At 69.5% G+C, this 20,616-nt stretch carries 17 protein-coding genes and 1 pseudogene; 4 read left to right on the top strand and 14 right to left on the bottom strand.

Annotated elements, in window-relative coordinates; genetic code table 11:
- Together KIT86_RS07430 and KIT86_RS07425 are read left to right on the top strand one after the other, a co-directional pair.
- Positions 1 to 1,598, top strand: a pseudogene (locus tag KIT86_RS07430) (excinuclease ABC subunit A); the annotation flags it as partial.
- Positions 1,599 to 1,612: 14 nt separating this feature from the next.
- Complete coding sequence (locus tag KIT86_RS07425; RefSeq protein ID WP_297396811.1) at positions 1,613 to 2,524, top strand: glutaminase; 912 nt, start codon at positions 1,613 to 1,615, stop codon at positions 2,522 to 2,524.
- 10 nt (positions 2,525 to 2,534) lie between these two features.
- Here the strand turns inward: KIT86_RS07425 and KIT86_RS07420 are convergent, their stop codons facing one another.
- From KIT86_RS07420 to KIT86_RS07395, 6 genes are all read right to left on the bottom strand, one after another.
- Positions 2,535 to 3,521, bottom strand: a complete 987-nt coding sequence (locus tag KIT86_RS07420) for a tripartite tricarboxylate transporter substrate binding protein (protein ID WP_297396809.1) — start codon at positions 3,519 to 3,521, stop codon at positions 2,535 to 2,537.
- Positions 3,518 to 4,633, bottom strand: a complete 1,116-nt coding sequence (locus KIT86_RS07415) for a GTP-binding protein (protein WP_297396806.1) — start codon at positions 4,631 to 4,633, stop codon at positions 3,518 to 3,520. The genes KIT86_RS07420 and KIT86_RS07415 overlap by 4 nt, the downstream gene beginning before the upstream one ends.
- A 7-nt stretch (positions 4,634 to 4,640) precedes the next feature.
- Entirely contained in the window at positions 4,641 to 5,024 is a 384-nt protein-coding gene (locus KIT86_RS07410; RefSeq protein WP_297396804.1) for a hypothetical protein, read from the bottom strand.
- Position 5,025: 1 nt separating this feature from the next.
- Positions 5,026 to 6,783, bottom strand: a complete 1,758-nt coding sequence (locus KIT86_RS07405) for a hydantoinase B/oxoprolinase family protein (protein WP_297396802.1) — start codon at positions 6,781 to 6,783, stop codon at positions 5,026 to 5,028.
- Positions 6,780 to 8,876, bottom strand: coding sequence for a hydantoinase/oxoprolinase family protein (locus KIT86_RS07400; RefSeq protein ID WP_297396799.1), 2,097 nt, complete (start codon positions 8,874 to 8,876; stop codon positions 6,780 to 6,782). The genes KIT86_RS07405 and KIT86_RS07400 overlap by 4 nt, the downstream gene beginning before the upstream one ends.
- Before the next feature lie 144 nt (positions 8,877 to 9,020).
- Positions 9,021 to 9,863, bottom strand: a complete 843-nt coding sequence (locus tag KIT86_RS07395) for a fumarylacetoacetate hydrolase family protein (protein WP_297396796.1) — start codon at positions 9,861 to 9,863, stop codon at positions 9,021 to 9,023.
- Between the two features lie 143 nt (positions 9,864 to 10,006).
- Between KIT86_RS07395 and KIT86_RS07390 the strand changes: the two genes are divergently transcribed.
- A complete protein-coding gene (locus KIT86_RS07390; protein ID WP_297396793.1) occupies positions 10,007 to 10,939 on the top strand; it encodes a LysR family transcriptional regulator in 933 nt (310 codons plus the stop codon).
- 3 nt (positions 10,940 to 10,942) lie between these two features.
- Here the strand turns inward: KIT86_RS07390 and phnY are convergent, their stop codons facing one another.
- The 6 genes from phnY to phnD are packed head-to-tail and all read right to left on the bottom strand — an operon-like array spanning position 10,943 to position 17,261.
- A complete protein-coding gene (gene phnY, locus KIT86_RS07385; RefSeq protein ID WP_297396791.1) occupies positions 10,943 to 12,397 on the bottom strand; it encodes a phosphonoacetaldehyde dehydrogenase in 1,455 nt (484 codons plus the stop codon).
- Positions 12,394 to 13,494: an iron-containing alcohol dehydrogenase PsrA gene (gene psrA, locus KIT86_RS07380; RefSeq protein WP_297396789.1), complete on the bottom strand. Its 1,101-nt coding sequence runs from the start codon at positions 13,492 to 13,494 to the stop codon at positions 12,394 to 12,396. Before psrA ends, phnY begins: the two co-directional genes overlap by 4 nt.
- Before the next feature lie 8 nt (positions 13,495 to 13,502).
- Complete coding sequence (phnA, locus tag KIT86_RS07375; protein WP_297396787.1) at positions 13,503 to 14,750, bottom strand: phosphonoacetate hydrolase; 1,248 nt, start codon at positions 14,748 to 14,750, stop codon at positions 13,503 to 13,505.
- Positions 14,750 to 15,568: a phosphonate ABC transporter, permease protein PhnE gene (gene phnE / locus KIT86_RS07370; RefSeq protein ID WP_297396784.1), complete on the bottom strand. Its 819-nt coding sequence runs from the start codon at positions 15,566 to 15,568 to the stop codon at positions 14,750 to 14,752. The genes phnA and phnE overlap by 1 nt, the downstream gene beginning before the upstream one ends.
- On the bottom strand, positions 15,565 to 16,395 hold the full coding sequence (gene phnC, locus KIT86_RS07365) for a phosphonate ABC transporter ATP-binding protein (protein ID WP_297396781.1): 831 nt from the start codon (positions 16,393 to 16,395) through the stop codon (positions 15,565 to 15,567). The genes phnE and phnC overlap by 4 nt, the downstream gene beginning before the upstream one ends.
- Positions 16,392 to 17,261 (bottom strand): phosphonate ABC transporter substrate-binding protein, encoded by an 870-nt coding sequence (gene phnD, locus KIT86_RS07360; protein ID WP_297396779.1) that lies wholly within the window; start codon positions 17,259 to 17,261, stop codon positions 16,392 to 16,394. The genes phnC and phnD overlap by 4 nt, the downstream gene beginning before the upstream one ends.
- A 227-nt stretch (positions 17,262 to 17,488) precedes the next feature.
- On the opposite strand from phnD, the gene KIT86_RS07355 reads away from it, so the two are divergent.
- A complete protein-coding gene (locus tag KIT86_RS07355) occupies positions 17,489 to 18,397 on the top strand; it encodes a LysR substrate-binding domain-containing protein (RefSeq protein ID WP_297396776.1) in 909 nt (302 codons plus the stop codon).
- 7 nt (positions 18,398 to 18,404) lie between these two features.
- Here KIT86_RS07355 and KIT86_RS07350 read toward each other — a convergent pair whose 3' ends face one another.
- Positions 18,405 to 19,424, bottom strand: coding sequence for a zinc-binding alcohol dehydrogenase family protein (locus tag KIT86_RS07350; protein WP_297396773.1), 1,020 nt, complete (start codon positions 19,422 to 19,424; stop codon positions 18,405 to 18,407).
- A gap of 10 nt (positions 19,425 to 19,434) precedes the next feature.
- Complete coding sequence (locus KIT86_RS07345; protein WP_297396771.1) at positions 19,435 to 20,553, bottom strand: alkene reductase; 1,119 nt, start codon at positions 20,551 to 20,553, stop codon at positions 19,435 to 19,437.
- Positions 20,554 to 20,616: the final 63 nt, after the last annotated feature.

Genomic DNA, 20,616 nt, shown 5'->3' with positions numbered 1-20,616 from the left:
GGCGCCGGGCCAGTGCCCCGCGCCAGGGCCACGAGGGCGCTGCGGACGTGCTGCGAACGCCGCACCTCTCGCAAGAGAAACGCATCGCCGCGCAACGGATCGCCCAGAACGTGCTGGAGCGCGTCAAAACGCTGGAGGACATCGGCCTGGGCTATCTGTCGCTCGACCGGCAGACGCCCACCCTGTCGTCCGGCGAGCTGCAGCGCGTGCGGCTGGCCACGCAGATCCACGCCAACCTTTTTGGCGTGCTCTACGTGCTGGACGAACCCTCGGCAGGCCTGCACCCGGCCGACGGCGTGGCGCTGCTGGCGGCGCTGGACCGGCTCAAGCGCGCGGGCAATTCGCTCTTCGTGGTGGAGCACGATCTCGCGGTGATGAAGCACGCGGACTGGATCGTGGACGTGGGGCCCGAAGCGGGCGAGAACGGCGGGCGCGTGCTCTACAGCGGCCCGCCGGCGGGCCTGCGCCACGTGAAAGGCTCCCACACCGCGCGCCACCTCTTCGCGGCGGCGAAGCCGCGCAGGCGGGCGGTGCGCCCACCGCAGGGCTGGCTGAAGCTGGCCGGCGTGACCTGCAACAACCTGCACCAGCTCGACGCGGCTTTTCCGATCGGCGTGCTGAGCGCCGTGACCGGCGTGTCGGGTTCGGGCAAGTCCAGCCTGGTGGGCCATGCGCTGGTGGACCTCATGGCCGACCACCTGGGCCACGAGCCGGCCCGGCACGACGCGGGCGGCCCCGAGACCGCCGAGGCCAGCGCGGTCGGCGGCGCGGTGGTGGCCGGCGGCCGGATCGAGGCCGGTGCCGACGCGTTTGGCCGCCTGGTGCGGGTCGATCAGAAGCCGATCGGCCGCACGCCACGCTCGAACCTCGCGACTTACACCGGGCTGTTCGACGCGGTGCGGGCGCGCTTCGCGGCGGAGCCGGCGGCGCGGGCGCGGCGATGGGGCGCAGGCCGCTTCTCGTTCAACGTGCCGGGCGGCCGATGCGAGACCTGCGAAGGCGAGGGCTTTGTGCAGGTGGAGCTGCTTTTCATGCCCAGCGTGTACGCGCCGTGCGCCACCTGCGGCGGCCAGCGCTACAACGCGAAGACCTTGCAGATCACCCATGCCGGCAAGAACATCGCCGAGGTGCTGGCCATGACGGTGGAGGAAGGCGTGGCGTTTTTCCACGATGTCCCGGCGATCCACCGGCCGCTGAAGCTGCTGCAGGACATCGGCCTGGGCTACCTGCGGCTGGGCCAGCCGGCCACCGAGCTCTCGGGCGGCGAGGCGCAGCGCATCAAGCTGGCCACGGAACTGCAACGGCCCCAGCGCGGCGACACGCTCTATGTGCTGGACGAGCCCACCACCGGCCTGCACGCCGCCGATGTGGACCGGCTGATGGCGCAGCTCAATGCGCTGGTGGACGCCGGCAACACGGTGGTGATGGTGGAGCACGACATGCGCGTGGTGGCCGCCTGCGACTGGGTGCTGGACGTGGGCCCGGGCCCGGGCCACGAGGGCGGGCGCATCGTGGCTGCGGGCACGCCCGAGGCGGTGGCGGCCTGCCACGCGAGCCCGACGGCGCCCCACCTGGCGGCCGCGCTCGGTGCACGCTGACCGACAATCGCGCGATGCGGTTCCAGTCCATCCTCGAAGAGATCGTCACCACCCTGCGGCCCCGGCTGGGCGAGCAAGGGCAGGTGGCAGATTACATCCCTGCGCTGGCGCGCGTGCCGGCGGCGCAGTTCGGCATCGCCTTGCGCACCTGCGACGGCCAGGAGGCGCAGGCCGGCGACAGCGACACGCCCTTCTCGATCCAGAGCATCTCCAAACTCTTTGCCCTGACCATGGGCATGCGCGCCATGGGCGAGGGCCTGTGGGCGCGCATCGGGCGGGAACCCTCGGGCAACCCTTTCAACTCGCTGGTGCAGCTGGAGGCCGAGCAAGGGACGCCGCGCAACCCGTTCATCAACGCCGGTGCGATCGCCGTCACGGACCGGCTGGTGAGCCAGGGCGATCCGAAGGCGGCCATGCTGGAGCTGGTGTCGAGCCTGTGCGGCGAGCCCGTGCACTTCGACGAGGAGGTGGCGGCATCGGAGGCCGCCACCGGCTTTCGCAACATCGCGCTGGGCAACTTCATGAAGAGCTTCGGCAAGATCGACAACGATGTCGCCACCGTGCTCGATGCCTATTTCCACCACTGCGCGGTGCGCATGAGCTGCCTGCAGCTGGCGCGCGCCACGGGTTTCCTGTGCCGCGACGGCCGGCACCCGTTCAGCGGCGAGCCGCTGCTGACCGAACGCCAGACGCGCCGGATCAACGCGCTGATGCTGACCTGCGGCACCTACGACGCGGCCGGTGAGTTCGCCTTTCGCATCGGCCTGCCCTGCAAGAGCGGCGTGGGCGGTGGCATTGTGGCGGTGGTGCCCGACCACCTGAGCCTGTGCGTGTGGTCCCCCGCGCTGGACGCCACGGGCAACTCGCTGCTGGGCATGCAGGCGCTGGAGCTGTTCGCCGCGCGCACCGGGCTCTCGGTGTTCTGAGGGCGCCGCCTCACTCCGGCTTGAACCCCGCCTCTTTCAGCAGGCCCGCGCTCTGCGCGACATCGGTCGCGATGTATTTGCGGAAGCTGTCGACCGACTCCACCACCGGCTCCACGCCCAGCGAGGCGAGCGAGCCGGCCTTGGCGAGTTCTTCCGTGGCCTTGTTGATGGCTTTGTTGAGGAATTGCACGCGGTCGTCTGGCGTGCCCTTGGGCGCCCACACGCCGTACCACGACACGTACACCAGGCCCGGGTAGCCGCTTTCGGCCGCCGTGGGCACGTCGGGGGCGACGCTGCTGCGCTTGGCGCCGGTCTGGGCGATGGGTTTCACGCGCCCGCCCTTGGCCATGGGTTGCAGGGAGATGATGGAGTCCACCAGCACCTGCACGTGGCCGCCGGCCACGTCGGTGGCGGCGGGCGCGGTGCCTCGGTAGGGCGTCATGGTGAAGTTGACCTTGCCCTGCTTGGCCAGGAGCAACGTGGCCAGGTGGCTGGGCGCGCCGAGCGCGGGGATGGCGGCGTTCCAGTTGTTGCCGGATTTGCCGGCCGCGTCGATCACCTCGCGCAGGTTCTTCTGCGGCGCGGTGGGCGGAATGACGATGAGCAGCGGCGCCTCGCCGGTGCGGGCCACGGGGGTGAAGTCGGTCACCGGGTCGTAGGGCGGTGTGGCCATCACGTGGCTGGCGAGCACGTGTGTGGCGGCGGAGAACAGCAGGGTGTAGCCGTCGGCGTGCGCGGTCTGCACGGCCTTGCCACCGATGGTGCCGCTGCCACCGGCGCGGTTGTCCACCACCACGGTCACGCCCAGGTCGGTCTGCAGCTGTCTGGCGAGCAGGCGCGCCGCGCCGTCCACGCCACCACCGGCCGCGAAGGGCACGATGAGCTTGATCATGTTGTCGGGAAATTTGCCGGACGCGCTCTGCCCGTGGGCAGCGGGCAGCAGCGCGATGCTGCTCGCGGCGATCACCAGGGTGGTGATCCAGTGTTTGGCCGTCATGGTTGTCTCCTAGCGGGTGGTGGTTGGGATGGTGACTCAGATGAGGCCGGCGCGCGCGGGCGCCGGCGCTCGAAGATGCGCAGCGTTTCCTCGATGGCTTCGGGGTCGATGTCGCGGGTGATGAAGACGATGCGGGTGCGCCGGTCGGCGCTGGGCCATTCGGGCAGCCATTCGGGTGGGTGGAACACGTGTTGCACGCCGTGGATGACGAGCGGGCGCTCGGGCGAGTCGTCCAGGTGCACCAGGCCTTTGACGCGAAGCAGGTCGTCGCCGCGCATGCGCGCGACCATGTCGAGCCAGGCGAAGAAGCCTTCGCGCGGCAGCGGCTTGTCGCGCACGATGGCGTAGGAGCGGATGTGGTCGTCGTGCCGGTTGGGGTCGTGCCCCGCACCGGGCACGGGTTGGAAGCCGAGCGCGCGGTTGGCGGCGATGGCGTCGAGCACGGGGTTCAGCGGCGAGGCGTCGAGCAGGCCGCGCAGCGCGGCCAGGGCTTCGTCGGCATCGGTGCTGACGAGCGCGGCGGGGTTGATCTGCGGCAGGCGCCGGCGCAGCGTTTCAAGGGCTTCGGGGGTGGCCAGGTCGGTCTTGGTGAGAAAGAGGCGGTCGGCCACGGCGATCTGTTTCACGGCCTCGGGCTGGCGGTCCAGCGTGGCGCCGCCGTTGACGGCGTCCACCGTGGTGGCCACGCCGGCGAGCCGCCAGTTGCGCACCACGCGCGGGTCGCCCATGAGGGTGTGCAGGATGGGCGCGGGGTCGGCCAGGCCGGTGGTTTCGAGCACCACGTGGCGCAGGGTGCCGGCCTGGGCGCCGGGGTCGGCGGCGAGGCGTTCGAGCGCGCCCACGAGGTCGCCGCGGATGGTGCAGCAGATGCAGCCGTTGGAGAGCAGCACCATCTGCTCGTCGGTGTGGGCGACCAGGTCGTGGTCGAGCCCGACGGCACCGAACTCGTTGATGATGACCGCCGTGCCGCGCAGGTCGGGCTCGCGCAGCAGGCGGTTGAGCAAGGTGGTCTTGCCGCTGCCGAGGAAGCCGGTGAGCACGGTGACGGGCACCCGCTGGGGCAGCGTGGGCGCATCGCTGGCCGGGCTCGGGCGCGGCGTGAGGTTGAACATGGCCGGGCTATCCGTTGGAGGCCGCCGGGCCGTGCAGCTTGGCAAAGGATTCGAGCGTGCGCGCCAGCCGCGTGAGCAGCCAGTCGGCGTCGGCCTCGTCGGCCTCGCCCGCCTCCAGGCGCGTGAGCAGGTTCATCACCGGCTGGGGCTGTTCATGGATCGGCCCGGGCTGCAGCAGGAAGGCTTCCACGCTGTGCACGCCCAGGCGCTCGCTTTCGGCCCAGAGGTAGTCGGCGATGTCGAGCTCGAAGTCCTGCAGCGAGACGCTGACCCCGCCCACGCCGCAGCCGCAACCCGAGCCCAGCGTGACGTGCTGGGCGCTCAGGCGGCTCCACAGGCCGAGCAGGTGGGCGGCGCGTGGGTCGGCGGCTGCCACGGTGGCGGCGTCCATCTCAGGCCTGCGCGGCGGCAGCGGCGCGCAGCTTGAGCGTGGCGGCGGCGTCGAGTTGCTGCTGGTCGTCCAGCGCCACGCGGTAGACCTCGCGCGCCACCTCGGCGCTCACGTAGCCTTCGCGCACGTCTTCGGCCACCTTCTCGGCCTCGCGCTCCAGCGGGCTTCCAAAGCCCCCGCCGCCACCCGAGAGCATCTTGTAGGCGTCGCCGCGTTCCAGGCGCACGTTGAAGATCTTGGCGTTGAGGTGGTCGCTCTTCCACTCGCCCTTGTGGCGCACGGCCAGGCCGTTGCCCATGGCGTCGCCGCCGCCTTCCAGGCCCCAGGGTTTGCAGTGCACGCGGTCGATGCGGGTGGTGACGGTGAAGGGCGAGAGCGCCTGCACCACCATCTCGGCCCCCAGGCCGCCGCGGTACTTGCCGGCGCCCGCGCTGTCCTGGCGGATCTCGTATTTCTCGACCAGCACGGGGTACTTGGCTTCGAGCTGCTCGGTCGGGCTGTTGTGGGTGTCGCCGTCGTTGATGCAGACGGTGACGGACACGCCGTCTTCGGTGCTCTTGGCACCCCAGCCGCCGCCCAGCGGGCCGATGCCGACGATGAACAGGCGGCCGTCTTCGGGCGAGATGCCGTGGATGTTGGGGAACACCAGGTCGGCGTGGTGGCCGGCGATGGCGCGGTCGGGAATGGCGGGCGCGAGCGCCTTGAAGATGGTGTCGATCACCGTCATGGGGAAGGTCATCCACACGCGCATCGGGTAGGGGCGCTCGGCGCTGATGACGGTGCCCATGGGCATGATGACCTTGAGCGAGCGGAAGCTGCCGTCGTTCACGGGATAATCGGTGGGCGTGGTGAGGCACTTGTAGGCCACCTGCGCGCAGGCGATGCCGGTGGTGAAGCCCGAGTTGTAGAAGCCGCGCACCTGCTTGCTCACGTCGGAGAGGTCCACCGTCATCTCGTCGCCCTGCACGGTGACCTTCACGCGGATGGGGATGCGCTTGCCGATCTCCAGGCCGTCGTCGTCCATGTAGGACTCGGCTTCGTACACGCCGTCGGGGATGGAGAGCGTGTTCTTGCGCGCCACGGCTTCGCTGGAGTCCATGATCTGGCGGATCGAGCCGTTGACCGCGTCGGCGCCGTAGCGCTGCAGCAGCTCCACGTAGCGGCGCTCGCCGGTGGTGATGGCGGTGATCTGCGCGCGCAGGTCGCCCAGCGCGCGCTCGGGCATGCGCACGTTCATGGCGATGATGTCGATCAGGTCCTGGTTGACCACGCCTTCGCGCTGGTACTTCACGATCGGGATCTGGATGCCTTCGCTGAAGATGTCGGTGGTCACGTTGCCCAGGGTGCCGCCCACGTCGAGCCAGTGCGCCATGCAGCAGGTGAAGCCTTCGAGCTGGCCTTCGTGGAACACCGGCATGGTGAAGGTGAAGTGGTTGAGGTGGCTGCCGGTGGTGTAGGCGTCGTTGGTGACGAGGATGTCGCCGGGCTTGATGTTCTCCACGCCGAAGTGCTTGATCTTGGCCTTCACCGTCTCGGCCATGCCGCGGATGAACATGGGCAGGCCCAGGCCGATGGAGACGGTGTCGCCCTCTTTCGTGAACAGGCCGACCGTGAAGTCCAGCGCCTCATAGATGATGAGGTTGTAGGCGGTGCGGGTGAGGTTGGTCTTCATCTCCTCCGTCACGGCAAAGAGGCCGTTGCGGATGATTTCGACGGTGACGGGGTCGACCGTCGTGGTGGGCAGGTCTCGTGCGTTCATGAGCGGTCGCTCCCGATGGCGATTTGCAGGTTGCCCAGGCCGTCGACGCGCAGTTCGTCGCCGGGCTGGACCACGGTGGTGGAGGCGTGTTCTTCGATCAGGGCCGGGCCGGCGATGACGTTGCCGGCGCGCAGCGCGTCGCGCTTGTAGACCGGCGTGTCGGCCCAGCCACCGGCGCGGAAGTACACCGGCTTGGTGCCGCGCAGGGCGGCGGCTTCGGGCTGCGCCGCGCCTTCGTCCACGTGGTGGCGCGGCGGCTTCTTCATGGTGCCGAGCACGGTCACGCGCAGGCTCACGAGGTCGGCCGCCTCCTTGGGCGCGGAGGTGCCGTAGCGCACCTTGTGCACCTGGTCGAAGTGGTTCTTGATGGCCGAGCGGTCCTTGTCGACGAAGAAGGCGCCGGGCAGGTCGACCGTGACGGCGTGTTCCTGGCCGACGTAGCGCATGTCGGCCGCGCGCTCGATGACGATGCCGTCGGGCGTGATGCCCGAGGCGGCGAGCGCGGCACGGCCTTCGTCTTCCATGCCTTTGTAGAGCGCCTCGATCTCGTCGAAGGAGACGTCGTTGAGCTTGCGGAACACCGAGCGCACGTAGTCGTAGCGCAGGTCGGAGAACAGCATGCCGTAGGCCGAGAAATAGCCCGGCGCGTACGGGATGAGCACCTTGCGGATGCCGATCTCGCGCGCGATGGCCGAGGCGTGCAGCGGGCCGGCGCCGCCGTAGACCACCATGGTGAAGCTGCCCGCGTCCAGGCCGCGCTCGGTGGTGACGGCCTTCACGGCGTGCGACATCTGCGTGACCGCGATGCGCAGGATGCCGTCGGCGGCGGCGGTGGCGTCCAGCCCCAGGGGCTTGGCCACGCGCTCTTCCATCTGGCGCTGCGTGCCGGCGAGATCGAGCTTGAGCTCGCCGCCGAGGAAGTGGTCGGCGTCGAGGCGGCCGAGCACGAGGTTGGCGTCGGTCACGGTGGGTTCGGTGCCGCCGCGGCCGTAGGCCACGGGGCCGGGGATGGAGCCCGCGCTCTGCGGGCCCACGCGCAGGGCGTTGCCGGTTTCCACGCGGGCGATGGAGCCGCCGCCGGTGCCGACTTCGTGGATGTCCATCATGGGGATCTGGATCGGCAGGGCGCGCTCGTAGCCGCCGATGAGCGCGCTGCCGGTGGTCAGCGGCCGGCCTTCGCTGATGACGCCGGCCTTGGCGGTGGTGCCGCCCATGTCGAAGGCGATGGCGTCGCCCATGCCGAGCTGGGCGCAGATGGCCTGCGCGCCGATCACGCCGGCCGCAGGGCCGGATTCGAGCATGCGCACGCAGTCGCGCCGTGCGTGTTCGCTGGGGAACAGGCCGCCGGTGGACTGCACCACGTAGAAGTCGCCCTCGAAGCCCTTGTGGCTCAGGTGCTCTTCGAGCTGGCCCAGGTAGGCCGAGACGCGCGGGCCCACGTAGGCGTTGGCCACGGCGGTGGAGACGCGCTCGAACTCGCGGTATTCCTGGCTGAGTTCGTGCGAGGCGCAGACAAAGGCACCGGGCAGTTCTTCCTGCAGGATCTGTTTCACGCGCTGTTCGTGCGCCGGGTTGCGGTAGGAGTGCAGCAGCAGCACGGCCACGGCCTCGATGTTCTTGCCGCCGAGTTCGCGCGCCAGCTCGCGCACGGCGGCCTCGTCCAGCGCCTTGTGCGTGCTGCCGTCGGCGCGCAGGCGCTCGGCCACCTCGTAGCGCAGCGATCGCTTGACCAGCGGCTCGTGCTTGTTGAAGAAGAGGTTGTAGGCATCGGGCCGGTTGACGCGGCCGATCTCATAGATATCGCGAAAGCCCTCGGTGATCAGCAGCGCGGTCTTGGCGCCGTTGCGCTCCAGCAGGGTGTTGATGGCGATGGTGGAGCCGTGCAGAAACAGGTGGCCGTCGCGCAGATCGATGTCGGCGCTGTCCAGCGTGGCCTGGATGCCGTCGACCAGCTGGCCGTGGGTGGACAAGGCCTTGCCGAACAGCAGCTGGCCGGTGACTTCGTCGAAGGCGGCCATGTCGGTGAAGGTGCCGCCGATGTCGACGGCCACGCGCAGGCGCGCGTCATGGGGGGTGAGGTTCGTGTTGCTCATGGTGTTGGGTTGTTGAGGGAGACGACGCGATCCAGAGGCGGCAAGGGTCCGGCTGCGCCGGCCCAAGCCGCCGTCCCCCCTCGAAGCGCCGAAGGCGCGCCACGGAGGGGGGAAGCCGCGCAGCGGCGCAGGGGGGTGTTCACCTCACTCCACGCCGATGGGGTTGCGGAGGATGCCCAGGCCGGTGATCTCGACCTCGACCACGTCGCCTTCTTTCATGTAGAGCGGCGGCTCGCGGCGGTCGCCCACGCCACCGGGCGTGCCGGTGGCGATCACGTCGCCGGGCGAAAGCGGCGTGAAGCGCGAGATGTAGGCCACGATGGTGGGGATGTCGAAGATCAGGTCGCCCACGCTGGCGTGCTGCATCACCTGGCCGTTCACGCGGGTTTCGAGCTGCAGCTTGGTCACATCGGGCACCTCGTCGCGCGTGGCCAGGTAGGGGCCGAAGGGGCCGGTGCCGGGGAAGTTCTTGCCGGGCGTGAACTGGTGGGTGTGCTTCTGCCAGTCGCGCACGCTCACGTCATTGAAGCAGGCGTAGCCGGCGATGTGCTCGAAGGCGTTTTCCTTGGCGATGTGGCGGCCGCCCTGGCCGATCACGAAGGCGAGTTCGCCTTCCCAGTCGAAGCGGTCGGAGAAGGCGGGGCGCAGCACCTCGTCGCCGTGCGCGGCCAGGCTGTCGTTGAAGCGCAGGAAGAGCGAGGGGTGCTCGCTGTCGGCGCGCTTGGTCTCGGCCACGTGGCTCTTGTAGTTCAGGCCCACGCAGATCAGCTTGCCGGGGTTGGGGATGACGGGCAGCAGGCGCACCTGGTCGGGCGCCAGGGAGGGGCCGGCCAGGCCCTGGAGTTCACCGAGCGCCTGGGCGGCGATGGCGGCTTTCAGGTCCGCGTGGCGCGCCTGGAAGGCGGCGGGAACGGGGGTGTATCGGCCGTCGCTGCCGACCAGCCCGTAGGTGGCGCGGCCGTCGGTCTCGAAGCTGGCGAAACGCATGGCGGTGGGGTCTCCGTGTGGGGCGCTGCGGGCAGCGCGGGGGTGATGGGAACGCAGTCTAGGAAAGCACTCGCCATCTGCCTAGAATGCAAACGGAGATTTCAGACATGCCTGATCAGGCATGGCAGACCCGGAGACCCCCCATGAACCCCAACGACTTCCGGCTGTTCCTCGAGGTGGCCGAACTCGGCAGCTTCACCAAGGCGGCGGCGCTGCGCCAGACGGTGCAGTCGCACATCAGCCGGCAGATCGGCGAGCTGGAGAAGCAGTGCGGCGGCGCCCTGTTCCGGCGCACCGGGCGCGGCGTGACGCTGACCGACCTGGGCCGCCACGTGGAGGCGCGCGTGCGCGGCTGGGTGCGCGACACGGACCAGCTGCTGGCCGACATCCGCGTGGATGCCGGCGAGCCCATGGGCGAGGTGCGCCTGGGCATCCTGCCCTCGGCGGCGCACCCGCTGATCACCCACGTCTACCTGCGCCTGCAGGAGGCGTTCCCGAAGATCAAGCTCAATGTGCGCGAGGGCCAGGGCGGCGAGCTCGATGCGCTGCTGGACATGGGCAGCGTGGACATGGCCATCCTGTTCCGCTACCAGAAGCCCACCAGCGCGGACGAGCAGCTGCTGGCGGTGGCGGGCACCTACCTGGTGTCGCGGCCGGACGACCCGCTCACGCAGAACGACACCGTCGAGTTCGCGCGCCTGGCCGGCTTGCGCCTGGTGCTGCCCCGGCGGCCGGCGCACTGGCGCGCGGTGCTGGACGAGACGGCGCGCAGCAAGGGCTTCGTGCTGCAGGCCGAGGTGGAGGCCGATTCGCTGCGCGTGCAGCGCGAGCTGGTGGCCCACACGCGCGGGCTGTACGCCCTGCTCGGGCCGTTCTCCATCGACGCCGAGCTGCGCGCGGGCCGGCTGCGGGCCTCGCGCGTGGTCAACCCCGACCTGCGGCGCCATGTGACGCTGGCCCTGCCCAAGCAGGGCCAGCTCACGCCAGCGAGCAAGATCGTCGCGCGCATGCTGCGCGAGACGGTGGAGGGCTGGGGCCACCGGCTCAGCGAGCCCGGCGGTTCACCGGCCCTCTAGGGCCTACCAGGGCAGGGTGAAGGTCTTGCCGTTGCAGAAGGATTTCATGGCCTCCTGCACGCCTTCCTTGTAGCCCAGGCCCGAGTCCTTGATGCCGCCAAAGGGCGTGAGCTCGATGCGGTAACCGGGCACTTCCCACAGGTTCACGGTGCCGACCTTGAGTTCGTGCGCGAAGCGGGTCGCGTAGTCCATGCGGTTGGTGCAGATGCCCGACGAGAGGCCGTAGGCCGTGCCGTTGGAGATCGCGATGGCTTCGTCGATGTCGCGGAAGCGGATGATGGGCGAGACCGGGCCGAAGGTTTCCTCGCGCACCAGGGTCATCTCGGGGCGCACCCGGTCAAGCACGGTGGGCGCGTAGAGCGCGCCTTCGCGCTGGTTGCCGGTGAGCAGGCGCGCGCCCTGCGACACGGCTTCGTTCACCAGGGCCTCGAAGCGCGCGGCCGAGGGTGCGTCGATCACGGTGCCCATGTCCATGCCGCCGTCCATGGGGTCGCCGTGTTTCCAGCGGCGCGTCTTCTCGACCACGAGCTCGGTGAAGGCGTCGGCCACGGATGCCTGCACCAGCATGCGTTTGACGGCGGTGCAGCGCTGGCCGGAGTTCTTGTACGAGCCCTGCACCGCGAGGTCGGAGGCTTTGTCGAGGTCGGCGTCTTCCATCACGATCAGCGGGTCGTTGCCGCCGAGTTCGAGCACGATGCGGCGGTAGCCGGCCTTGGCCGCGATGTATTTGCCGATGGGCACGCCACCGGTGAAGGTGATGAGGTCCACGTGCTCGTTGACCAGCATCTCGTCGGCGATCTCGCGCGGGTCGCCGGTGACGACCTGGAACATCTCGGGCGGCAGGCCGGCTTCGTACAGGATGTCGGCCAGGAAGTAGGCCGAGAGCGGCACCTTCTCGGACGGCTTGAGCACCATGCGGTTGTTGGTGGCAATGCTGGGCACCACCTTGTGCGCCACCTGGTTCATGGGGTGGTTGAAGGGCGTGATGGCGGTGATGACGCCCTGCAGCGGCTCGCGCAGGGTGATGACCTTGCGCTTCTTGCCGTGCGGCGTGAGGTCGCAGGAGAACACCTGGCCGTCGTCGCGCAGCGCCTCGTTGGCGCCGAACACCAGCACGTCGGCCACGCGGCCGATCTCGTACATCGAGTCCTTCTTGCACAGGCCCGACTCCAGCGTGATGAGCGTGGAGGCTTCCTCGGCGCGCGCGCGCAGCAGGGCCGAGGCTTTCTGCAGGATGCTGGAGCGCTCGTAGCGCGTGAGCCTGGACTGGTAGGCGTTGGCGATGCGGTAGGCCTGCCGCACGTCGTCCAGCGTGGCCAGCGGCACGGTGCCCACGCGCTCGCGGTTGTAGGGGTTGATGACGTCGAGCGTGCGGTCGCGGGCGATGCGCTCGCCGCCGATGCGCAGCGCCTCGGCGCGGAAGTGCTCGCTGTCGCGCAAGGGGTTGCGTGCGTTCATGCCAGGGTCTCCTCGGCGGTGCCAATGAAATTCTTGCCGCGCGCGCCACCCAGGGCGTGCAGCACCATTTGTTCGGCTTCTTCGTCGCTCACGCCGTAGTCGCCAAAGCGCGTGCCCACGCCGAACTGCTCGATGAAGCGCGCCAGCCGCTCAGGGGCACCGGCCAGCGGCGCGCCCAGCGCCTGCTCCAGCACCGCGTCGCGCTCGGCGCGCTGGCCGATGGCGCGCGCCAGCACCATGGGCAGCGGGAACGAGCAGGCGATGCCGTGCGGCAGGCCGTAGCGCAGCGTCATCTCGTACGAGATGGAGTGCGCCAGCGCCGTCTTGGTGTTGGAGAACGCCATGCCGGCCTTCAAGGCGGCCAGGGCCATGCGCCCGCGCAGCCCCAGGTCGCCCGGTTCGGCCATCAGGCGCGGCAGCACGGCCAGGATGTCGCTCACCGCCGAGACCGCGAACGCGTCGGAGATCGGGTTGGCGTTGACGTTCCAGATCGCTTCGAGCGCGTGCGAGAGCGCGTCGAGCCCGCTTTGCAGCGTCACGGCCGGCGGCAGCGAGAGCATGAGCTCGGGGTCGATGATGGCCGCCGTGGGCCAGGTCTGCGGCAGGTGCAGCGAGTACTTCTTCTGACTCTCGCGGTCCCAGATGGTGGCCCAGGGCGTGACCTCGCTGCCGGTGCCGGCGGTGGTGGGCACGGCGATCAGGGTCTTGATGGCGTGCGGCGTGAAGGCCGCGCCGGTGGCCAGCAGGTCCACCAGCTCCTGGAAGCGGCCGCTGGCGGTGCCGACCATGAGGGCCTTGGCGGTGTCGATGGCGCTGCCGCCACCGACGGCGACGATGACCTCGACGTCGGCGTGTTCGCGCCAGAAGGCCTCGTGCGTCGCGGCCAGTTCGGCCACGTCGGGGTTGGGCCGCACCTGGTCGATCACGCAGGCCAGCTGGGCGCCGAGCACGCCCTCCAGGCGGGCCAGCAGGCCGAGCTCTCGCGCCTCGGGGAAGGTCACCAGCGCGGCCTTGCGGCCCCCCAGCAGCTTCGGCAGAGACAACAGGGCCCCCGGCCCGTACACGCTGTGCACGGGGTTGAAGTAGTTCGCGGTCATGCGGGCCTCTAGGCGGTGGTGATCACGGCGTGGTTGAGCGCCAGGTCGAAGATGTCGAAGTTGCGCAGCCGCCGCCCGGGGATCAGGCCTTGCAGCCGGCGGTTGAAGAGCAGCGGCACCTTCTGCTCGGACAGGCCGCCGTGCGAGCGCAGCGGCACGGTCAGGCCGCTGAGGTCGTGCTCGGCGGCGCGCGTGCCCAGCACGGTGAGGTGGTCGGAGATCACCACCAGGTCGCCGATGCGGTCGGGCGGCAGCTCGAAGCGCTCGGCGGCCGCTTCGCGCGTGAGCACGGCCTCGATGCCGTCGTGGCTCATGAGGGCGCTGGCGATGTTGCGCGCGTTCGCGCCGCGCGGCAGGTAGACGGTGGCGAAGGAGCCGAGCGCGCCGTGGTGCACCACGTAGGGGTCGGTGATGGGCAGGATCACGCGGCTGCCATCGGCGCCGGCGGTGGCGTCCAGCACTTCCTGCAGGAAGACGATGCGCGGCTGGCCGGCGGCGTCGGTCTTGGGGCTCATGCCGTGGTCGGCGGTGAGCGCGATCACCGCGCCGAGTGCGTCGAGCTGCGCGAGGTAGCCGTCCATCATGGCGTAGAAGTCGTTCGCGCCCTGCGTGCCGGGTGCGCACTTGTGCTGCACGTAGTCGGTGGTGGAGAGGTACATCAGGTCGGGGCGGCGCGTCTGCAGCAGCTTCACGCCAGCGGCGAACACGAACTCGCTCAAGTCGGCGCTGTAGACCGAGGGCACGGGCTTGCCCACAAGTTCGAGCACCTTGTCGATGCCGCTGTCGGCCACGGTGGCCTTGTCGGCTTTCTCGGCCGAGAAGCAGATGCCGCCTTCGAGCTGGTGGCCCAGCAGGGTGCGCAGCTTGTCCTTGGCGGTGACCACGGCCACGCTGGCCCCGGCGCGGGAGAACGCGGCCAGCAGCGTTTCGGCGCGCAGGTAGGCGGGGTCGTTCATCATCACTTCCTTGCCCAGCGCGGTGTCGAGGAAGTAGTTGCCGCAGATGCCGTGCACCGAGGGGGGCGCGCCGGTGACGATGGACAGGTTGTTCGGGTTGGTGAAGCTGGGGACGACGCAGTCGCCGACGAGCGAGGTGCCCTTGGCCAGCATCTTCCGCAGGAAAGGCGCCACGCCGGCCTGGATGGCCTGCGTGATGTAGTCGGGCTCGCAGCCATCGACACACACCACCACCACCGGCTGCGCCGGCTTGTTGTACTCGCGGTCGTTGACCTTGAGTTTGAAAGGGTCCGGGGCCATCAACGTGCTCCTTGTTGGATCCAAGCGCGAAGCTTGCTGGAAACGTAATCGGCGGTCATGACCATGGCCACGATCACGAGAATGCAGGTGGCCGTGTCCTGGTACTGGAACAGCTTCATGCTGCCCACCAGTTCGAAGCCGATGCCGCCGGCGCCGACCATGCCCAGCACGGTGGCCTGGCGCAGGTTGGTCTCGAAGCGGTAGAGGATGACGGCGATCCAGGCGGTCACGACCTGCGGCAGCACGCCGAAGATGATGATCTGGATCGGGCCCGCGCCGGTGGAGCGCAGCGCCTCGATCGGGCCCTGGTCGATGTCTTCGATGGACTCGGCGAAGAACTTGCCCAGCATGCCCGCGCCGTGCAGGGCGAGGGCCAGCACACCGGGGAAGGGGCCCAGGCCCACGGCGGCGACGAAGATCAGCGCGAGGATGATTTCGTTGATGCCGCGCATGATGTTGAGCACCTGGCGCATGAAGTGGAACACTGCCGGGTGGGGCGAGAGGTTGCGCGCGGCCAGGAAGCACACCGGCACCGCGAGCACGAAGGCCAGCAGCGTGCCCCAGATGGCGATCTGCACGGTCTCGATGGCGGGCGTGACCAGCTTGGCGGCGAATTCCCAGTTGGGCGGGAACATGCGCGAGAGGAAGTCGCCGATCCACGGCGCGCCCTTGACGAGTTCGCTCACGCTGACCTGGCTGCCGATGGCGGCCCACCAGATGACGGCCAGCAGGGCCGAACCAGCGACGGCGTATTTCCACCAGCCGTCGTTGCCGCCGCTCTTGGCGACGAGGAGGTTGTAGCGTCCGATGCCGATCATGATTGCTCCAGGGCCAGTTGCGGTGCGGCATGCGCCGCGGTGGGAGTGGGCACGGCCACCGCGGCCGCCGGGGCCTCGGGCGTGGCGGGGCCTTCGAGGCCGCCGGGGTAGATGCGCTGCAGCACCTCGTCGGTGAGTTCGTCGGGACGGCCCTCGAACACGATGCGGCCCGCCGCCACGCCGATCACGCGCTGGCCGAATTCGCGCGCGTAGTCCACCTGGTGCAAGTTGCAGATCACGGTGATGCCGGAGTCGCGGCTGGCTTGCTGCAGGTAGCGCAGCACCTTGCGCGAGGTCTTGGGGTCCAGGCTGGCCACGGGCTCGTCGGCCAGGATCACCTTGGGGTGCTGCGCCAGGGCCCGCGCGATGCCCACGCGCTGCTTCTGCCCGCCCGAGAGGGTGTCGGTGCGCACGTCGGCCTTGTGCTCGAGCTCGACGCGGCGCAGGCACTCGCGCGCGGCGTCGATGTCTTCGCGCGGGAACAGCTGGAACCAGGACATCAGCGCGGGCATGGAGCCCAGGCGGCCGGTGAGCACGTTCTTGAGCACCGACAGGCGCGGCACCACGTTGTAGTGCTGGAAGATCATGGCCACGTCGCGGCGCACCTTGCGCAGGCCGGCGCGGTCGCCGCGCGAGAGCTCGCCGTCGACCCGGATCTCCCCGGCCGAGGGCTCGGCCAGGTGGTTGATGCAACGCAGCAGCGTGGACTTGCCCGCGCCCGAGGCGCCCAGGATCACCACGAACTCGCCCTTGGCCACGCTCAGGCTGACATCGTGCAGGGCCACGAAGTCGCCGTAGCGCTTGGTGAGGTTGCGGATCTCGATCATTTCATCTTCCTCAGATCGAGGTTGAGCAGCTTGGCGGTGTCGCGGATGACGTTGTAGGCGGCGTCGTTGGTGGGGTGGAAACCGTTGAGCTGGCCCTGGTCGGACCACGGGATGTCCTTGACCTGCAGGAAGGCGGCCTGCACGCGCTTCTTGAGGTCGGCCGGCAGGTCGGTGCGCCACACGGTGGGCGATTCGGGGATGGGGTCGGATTTCCAGACCTCGACCAGGTCCTCGCGCTTGGCCAGGCCCTTGGCGATGGCGGCGTCCAGGATGCGGTCGGCGATGGCCGCGGCATCCACCTTCTTGTTCTGCACGGCGATCGCGCTGGAGTCGTGCGAGCCCGAGAAGATGACGCGGCCGAAGTCCTTGTCGGTGTCGAAGCCGGCTTTCATGAGGCCGGCTTTGGGGAACAGGTGGCCCGAGGTGGAGCTGGGATCGACGAAGGCGAAGGTCTTGCCCTTGAGGTCGGCCACGGTCTTGATGCCGCTGTCCTTGTGCGCGATCACCTGGCTGTAATAGAACGTGCGCCCGGCCTTCTTGGTCTCGGCCACGGCGAAGGCCTCGATGGGGGCGATGGTCGCGCCCAGCACGTAGGAGAAGGGGCCGAGGTAGGCCACGTCCAGCCGCTTGGAGCGCAGGGCTTCGATGACGCCGTTGTAGTCGGCCGCCACGAAGGGCTTGACGGGCATGCCCAGCGCGGCCGAGAGCATGTCCATCATCTTCTGGCTGTTGGCGATCATGGCGCGGGAGTCTTCCGACGGAATCAGGCCGACGGTGAGCACCTGTTGCGAGCGGGCGGGGAAGGCGAGCGTGCCGGCCACGGTGGCGGCGGCGGTGCCGATCAGCACCTTTCTGCGATTCATCATGAGCTTGTCTCCGGGGGTTTGTAGGGTCATGAAAATTCTCCATCTTTGGCAGGGCGAAATGGCCCGGCTTGGAGTTTTTCAGCCGGGTGTGACGCGCCTGTGACAACGATGAAAAATCACGAGCGTCCGGTGGTTCTGTCGACTCCTGCACCGCTCTGGACGCAGTAAACCACCCCGCCGCGACTTCGACCAATTCAAAGATTTCCGGACTTCTATACAATTTTTCTATGCGACTCACACAGCTCCGATCCTTCTATGCGGTGGCCCGCATGGGCAGTTTCACCAAGGCCGCGGAGCACTTGCACGTGAGCCAGCCCACCATCACCACGCAGGTGCGCTTTCTGGAAGAGAGCTACAAGGTGGAGCTGTTCCACCGCAGCGGCCGGCGCGTGCAGCTCACGCAGCTGGGCGAGCAGCTGATGCAGCTGGCGCAGCACGTCTTCAGCCTGGAGGCCGATGCGGTGAGCCTGCTGCGCGATGCGGGCGAGCTGCGCACCGGCCACCTGCGCGTGGCGGCCGTGGGCCCGTACCACGTGACCAAGATGCTGGCGGACTTCAGCCAGCACTACCCCGACATCAAGGTGAGCGTGAGCACCGGCAACTCGCAGGACGTGCTGGACCGCCTGCTGGACTACCGCGCCGACGTGGGCGTGCTCGCGCAGCTGGTGAAGGACGACCGCTTTCTCTCCGTGCCGTTCAGCCGCCACCCGGTGGGCATCTTCACGTCCAGCGAGCACCGCTTCGCACGGCGGCGCAGCATCCGCCTGGCCGAGCTGCAGGGCGAGCGCATGATCCTGCGCGAGCAGGGCTCGACCACGCGCAAGGCGCTGGAGCTGGCCCTGCACAAGGCCGGGGTGGTGCCCGAGGTGGTGATGGAGATCAGCAGCCGCGAGGTGATCCGCGAGGCGGTGTCGCAGGGCATCGGGATCGCCGCCGTGTCCACGGTGGAGTTCGTGCCGGGCCCCGGCCTGCACCTGGTGAGCATCAGCGACGCGGACATCTTCACCTACGCGCACGTGCTGTGCCTGGCCGAGCGGCGCAGCATGCGCATGGTCAACGCGTTCTTCGAGACCGTGTCACCGCCCGACGACACCCCGCTGCGCGGGGTGCGCAAGAAGAAGACGGCGCGGCGCTAGCAGCGCCTCAGGCCCAGCCTTCGAGCACCACCTTGCCGCGCGCCTTGCCCGATTCGATGAGGGCGTGGGCGCGCTGGAGGTTGGCGGCGTTGATGGGGCCGAAGCGCTCGGCCAGCGTGGTGCGGATCAGGCCGGCATCGACCAGCGCGGCCACCTCGTTGAGCAGGCGGTGCTGGCCGATCATGTCGGCGGTGCCGAACAGGGCGCGGGTGAACATCAGCTCCCAGTGCACCGAGACCGACTTGCGCTTGAACTTCGTCACGTCCAGCGAGGCGGGGTCGTCGATCAGGCCGAACTTCCCCTGCGGCGCAATGGCCTCGACGATCTGGTCGAAGTGCGCGTCGGTCTGCGTGAGGCTCACGATGTGGTCCACCTGGGGGAAGCCGATGCGCCTGAGCTCTGCGGCGATCGGCTGGCTGTGGTCGATCACGTGGTGCGCACCGAGTTCCTTGACCCAGGCCTGCGTCTGCGGCCGCGAGGCGGTGCCGATGACGGTGAGGCCGGTCAGGCGCGCGGCCAGCTGCGTGAGGATGGAGCCCACGCCGCCGGAGGCGCCGATGATGAGCAGCGTGCCCGCGCCGGGCGCCTTGCCCGGGGCGATGCCCAGGCGGTCGAACAGCATCTCCCAGGCGGTGATGGCGGTCAGCGGCAGGGCCGCGGCCTGCGCGAAATCGAGCGACCTGGGCATGTGGCCGACGATGCGCTCGTCGACCCGGTGCAGCTCGCTGTTGGTGCCCGGGCGCGCGATGGAGCCGGCGTACCAGACGCGGTCGCCCGGCTGGAACAGCGTGACCTCCGGGCCCACGGCCCGCACGATGCCGCTGGCGTCCCAGCCCAGCACCTTGTAGGCCTCGCCTTCGGCCGGCGCGGCGCTCTTGCGCACCTTGGTGTCCACGGGGTTGACCGAGACGGCCTTGACCTCGACCAGCAGGTCGCGGCCCTCGGCCACGGGGTCGGGCAGGGTGATGTCGATCAGCGAATCGGCGGCGCTGATGGCCTGGGGTGTCTGGTAGCCAACGGCTTTCATGGTGGTGCTTTCAAGGGGTGGGAAGAAGGGCGTGGGCCACGGAGGCGCTCGCGTAGTCGGTGTAGCCGCGCGCGCCGCCGCCAAACAGCGTGGTCGGGTCGAGCTCGGCCAGGGGCAGGTCGGCCGCCAGGCGCGCCGGCAGGTCGGGGTTGGCGATGAAGGGGCGGCCGAAAGCCACCAGATCGGCCAGCCCGGCCTGGAGGATGGCATCGGCGCGCCGGGCGTCGTACCTGCCCGCGACGATCACGCGGCCCTGGTAGGCGCGGCGCAGCTCGCGGCGGAACGTCTCGGGCACGTGGCGCGCATCGTCCCAGTCGGCCTCGGCCAGGTGGATGTAGGCCAGGCCGATCTCGTCGAGCTGCCGGGCCAGGTGCAGGATGGTGGGAACGATCTCGGGGCAGTCCATGTTGCGCTGGGTGATGTAGGGCGCCAGCCGCATGCCGGTGCGCTCGGCACCGGCTTCGCTGGCCACGGCGGCGGCCACTTCGGCGGCAAAGCGCGTGCGCTGCGCCACGCCGCCGCCGTAGGCATCGCGGCGGTGGTTGGAGGTGGTGCGCAGGAACTGGTCGATGAGGTAGCCGTTGGCGCCGTGGATTTCCACGCCGTCGAAGCCGGCGCGCATGGCGTTGGCGGCGGCGCGGCGGTAGTCGCCGATCACCGCGTGGATGTCCTGCAGCGTCATCGCACGCGGCACCGGGGCCTCCTGCATGCGGCCCACGCCGTCCTTGCCCATCACCCAGACCTGGGCGTCGGGCGAGAGGGCCGAGGGCGCCACCGGCAGGCCGTCGGCGTGGAAGCTGGCGTGCGACATGCGGCCCACGTGCCACAGCTGCAGCACCATGCGCCCGCCGGCGGCGTGCACCGCGTCGCTCACGCGGCGCCAGCCGTCCACCTGGGCCTCGCTGTGGATGCCGGGCGTGAAGCTGTAGCCCTGCCCCTGCGGCGAGATCTGGGTGGCCTCGGACACGATCAGGCCGGCGCTGGCGCGCTGCGCGTAGTAGGTGGCCATCAGCTCGTTGGGCACGTTGCCGGGCTGGCTGCTGCGGCTGCGCGTCAGGGGCGCCATCACGATGCGGTTGGGCAGCTGCAGCGGGCCGAGTTCAAGGGGGCGAAACAGGGGGGAGGTCATGGCGGGCTTTCGGTGGAGTGGGCAGGAACAGGATGGTCGCGAGATCCCCCCATTTGAAAAACC

The organism is Hydrogenophaga sp., from assembly GCF_026125825.1.
Taxonomy (GTDB): domain Bacteria; phylum Pseudomonadota; class Gammaproteobacteria; order Burkholderiales; family Burkholderiaceae_C; genus Hydrogenophaga.
The sequence above is the reverse complement of the archived record's forward strand: the minus strand, read 5'-3'. Positions and strand labels throughout refer to the sequence as shown.

Coding starts and splice junctions, on each gene's coding strand:
- KIT86_RS07425 (WP_297396811.1), top strand. CDS start 1,613: ATGCGGTTCCAGTCCATCCTCGAAGAGATCGTCACCACCCTGCGGCCC.
- KIT86_RS07420 (WP_297396809.1), bottom strand. CDS start 3,521: ATGACGGCCAAACACTGGATCACCACCCTGGTGATCGCCGCGAGCAGC.
- KIT86_RS07415 (WP_297396806.1), bottom strand. CDS start 4,633: ATGTTCAACCTCACGCCGCGCCCGAGCCCGGCCAGCGATGCGCCCACG.
- KIT86_RS07410 (WP_297396804.1), bottom strand. CDS start 5,024: ATGGACGCCGCCACCGTGGCAGCCGCCGACCCACGCGCCGCCCACCTG.
- KIT86_RS07405 (WP_297396802.1), bottom strand. CDS start 6,783: ATGAACGCACGAGACCTGCCCACCACGACGGTCGACCCCGTCACCGTC.
- KIT86_RS07400 (WP_297396799.1), bottom strand. CDS start 8,876: ATGAGCAACACGAACCTCACCCCCCATGACGCGCGCCTGCGCGTGGCC.
- KIT86_RS07395 (WP_297396796.1), bottom strand. CDS start 9,863: ATGCGTTTCGCCAGCTTCGAGACCGACGGCCGCGCCACCTACGGGCTG.
- KIT86_RS07390 (WP_297396793.1), top strand. CDS start 10,007: ATGAACCCCAACGACTTCCGGCTGTTCCTCGAGGTGGCCGAACTCGGC.
- phnY (WP_297396791.1), bottom strand. CDS start 12,397: ATGAACGCACGCAACCCCTTGCGCGACAGCGAGCACTTCCGCGCCGAG.
- psrA (WP_297396789.1), bottom strand. CDS start 13,494: ATGACCGCGAACTACTTCAACCCCGTGCACAGCGTGTACGGGCCGGGG.
- phnA (WP_297396787.1), bottom strand. CDS start 14,750: ATGGCCCCGGACCCTTTCAAACTCAAGGTCAACGACCGCGAGTACAAC.
- phnE (WP_297396784.1), bottom strand. CDS start 15,568: ATGATCGGCATCGGACGCTACAACCTCCTCGTCGCCAAGAGCGGCGGC.
- phnC (WP_297396781.1), bottom strand. CDS start 16,395: ATGATCGAGATCCGCAACCTCACCAAGCGCTACGGCGACTTCGTGGCC.
- phnD (WP_297396779.1), bottom strand. CDS start 17,261: ATGATGAATCGCAGAAAGGTGCTGATCGGCACCGCCGCCGCCACCGTG.
- KIT86_RS07355 (WP_297396776.1), top strand. CDS start 17,489: ATGCGACTCACACAGCTCCGATCCTTCTATGCGGTGGCCCGCATGGGC.
- KIT86_RS07350 (WP_297396773.1), bottom strand. CDS start 19,424: ATGAAAGCCGTTGGCTACCAGACACCCCAGGCCATCAGCGCCGCCGAT.
- KIT86_RS07345 (WP_297396771.1), bottom strand. CDS start 20,553: ATGACCTCCCCCCTGTTTCGCCCCCTTGAACTCGGCCCGCTGCAGCTG.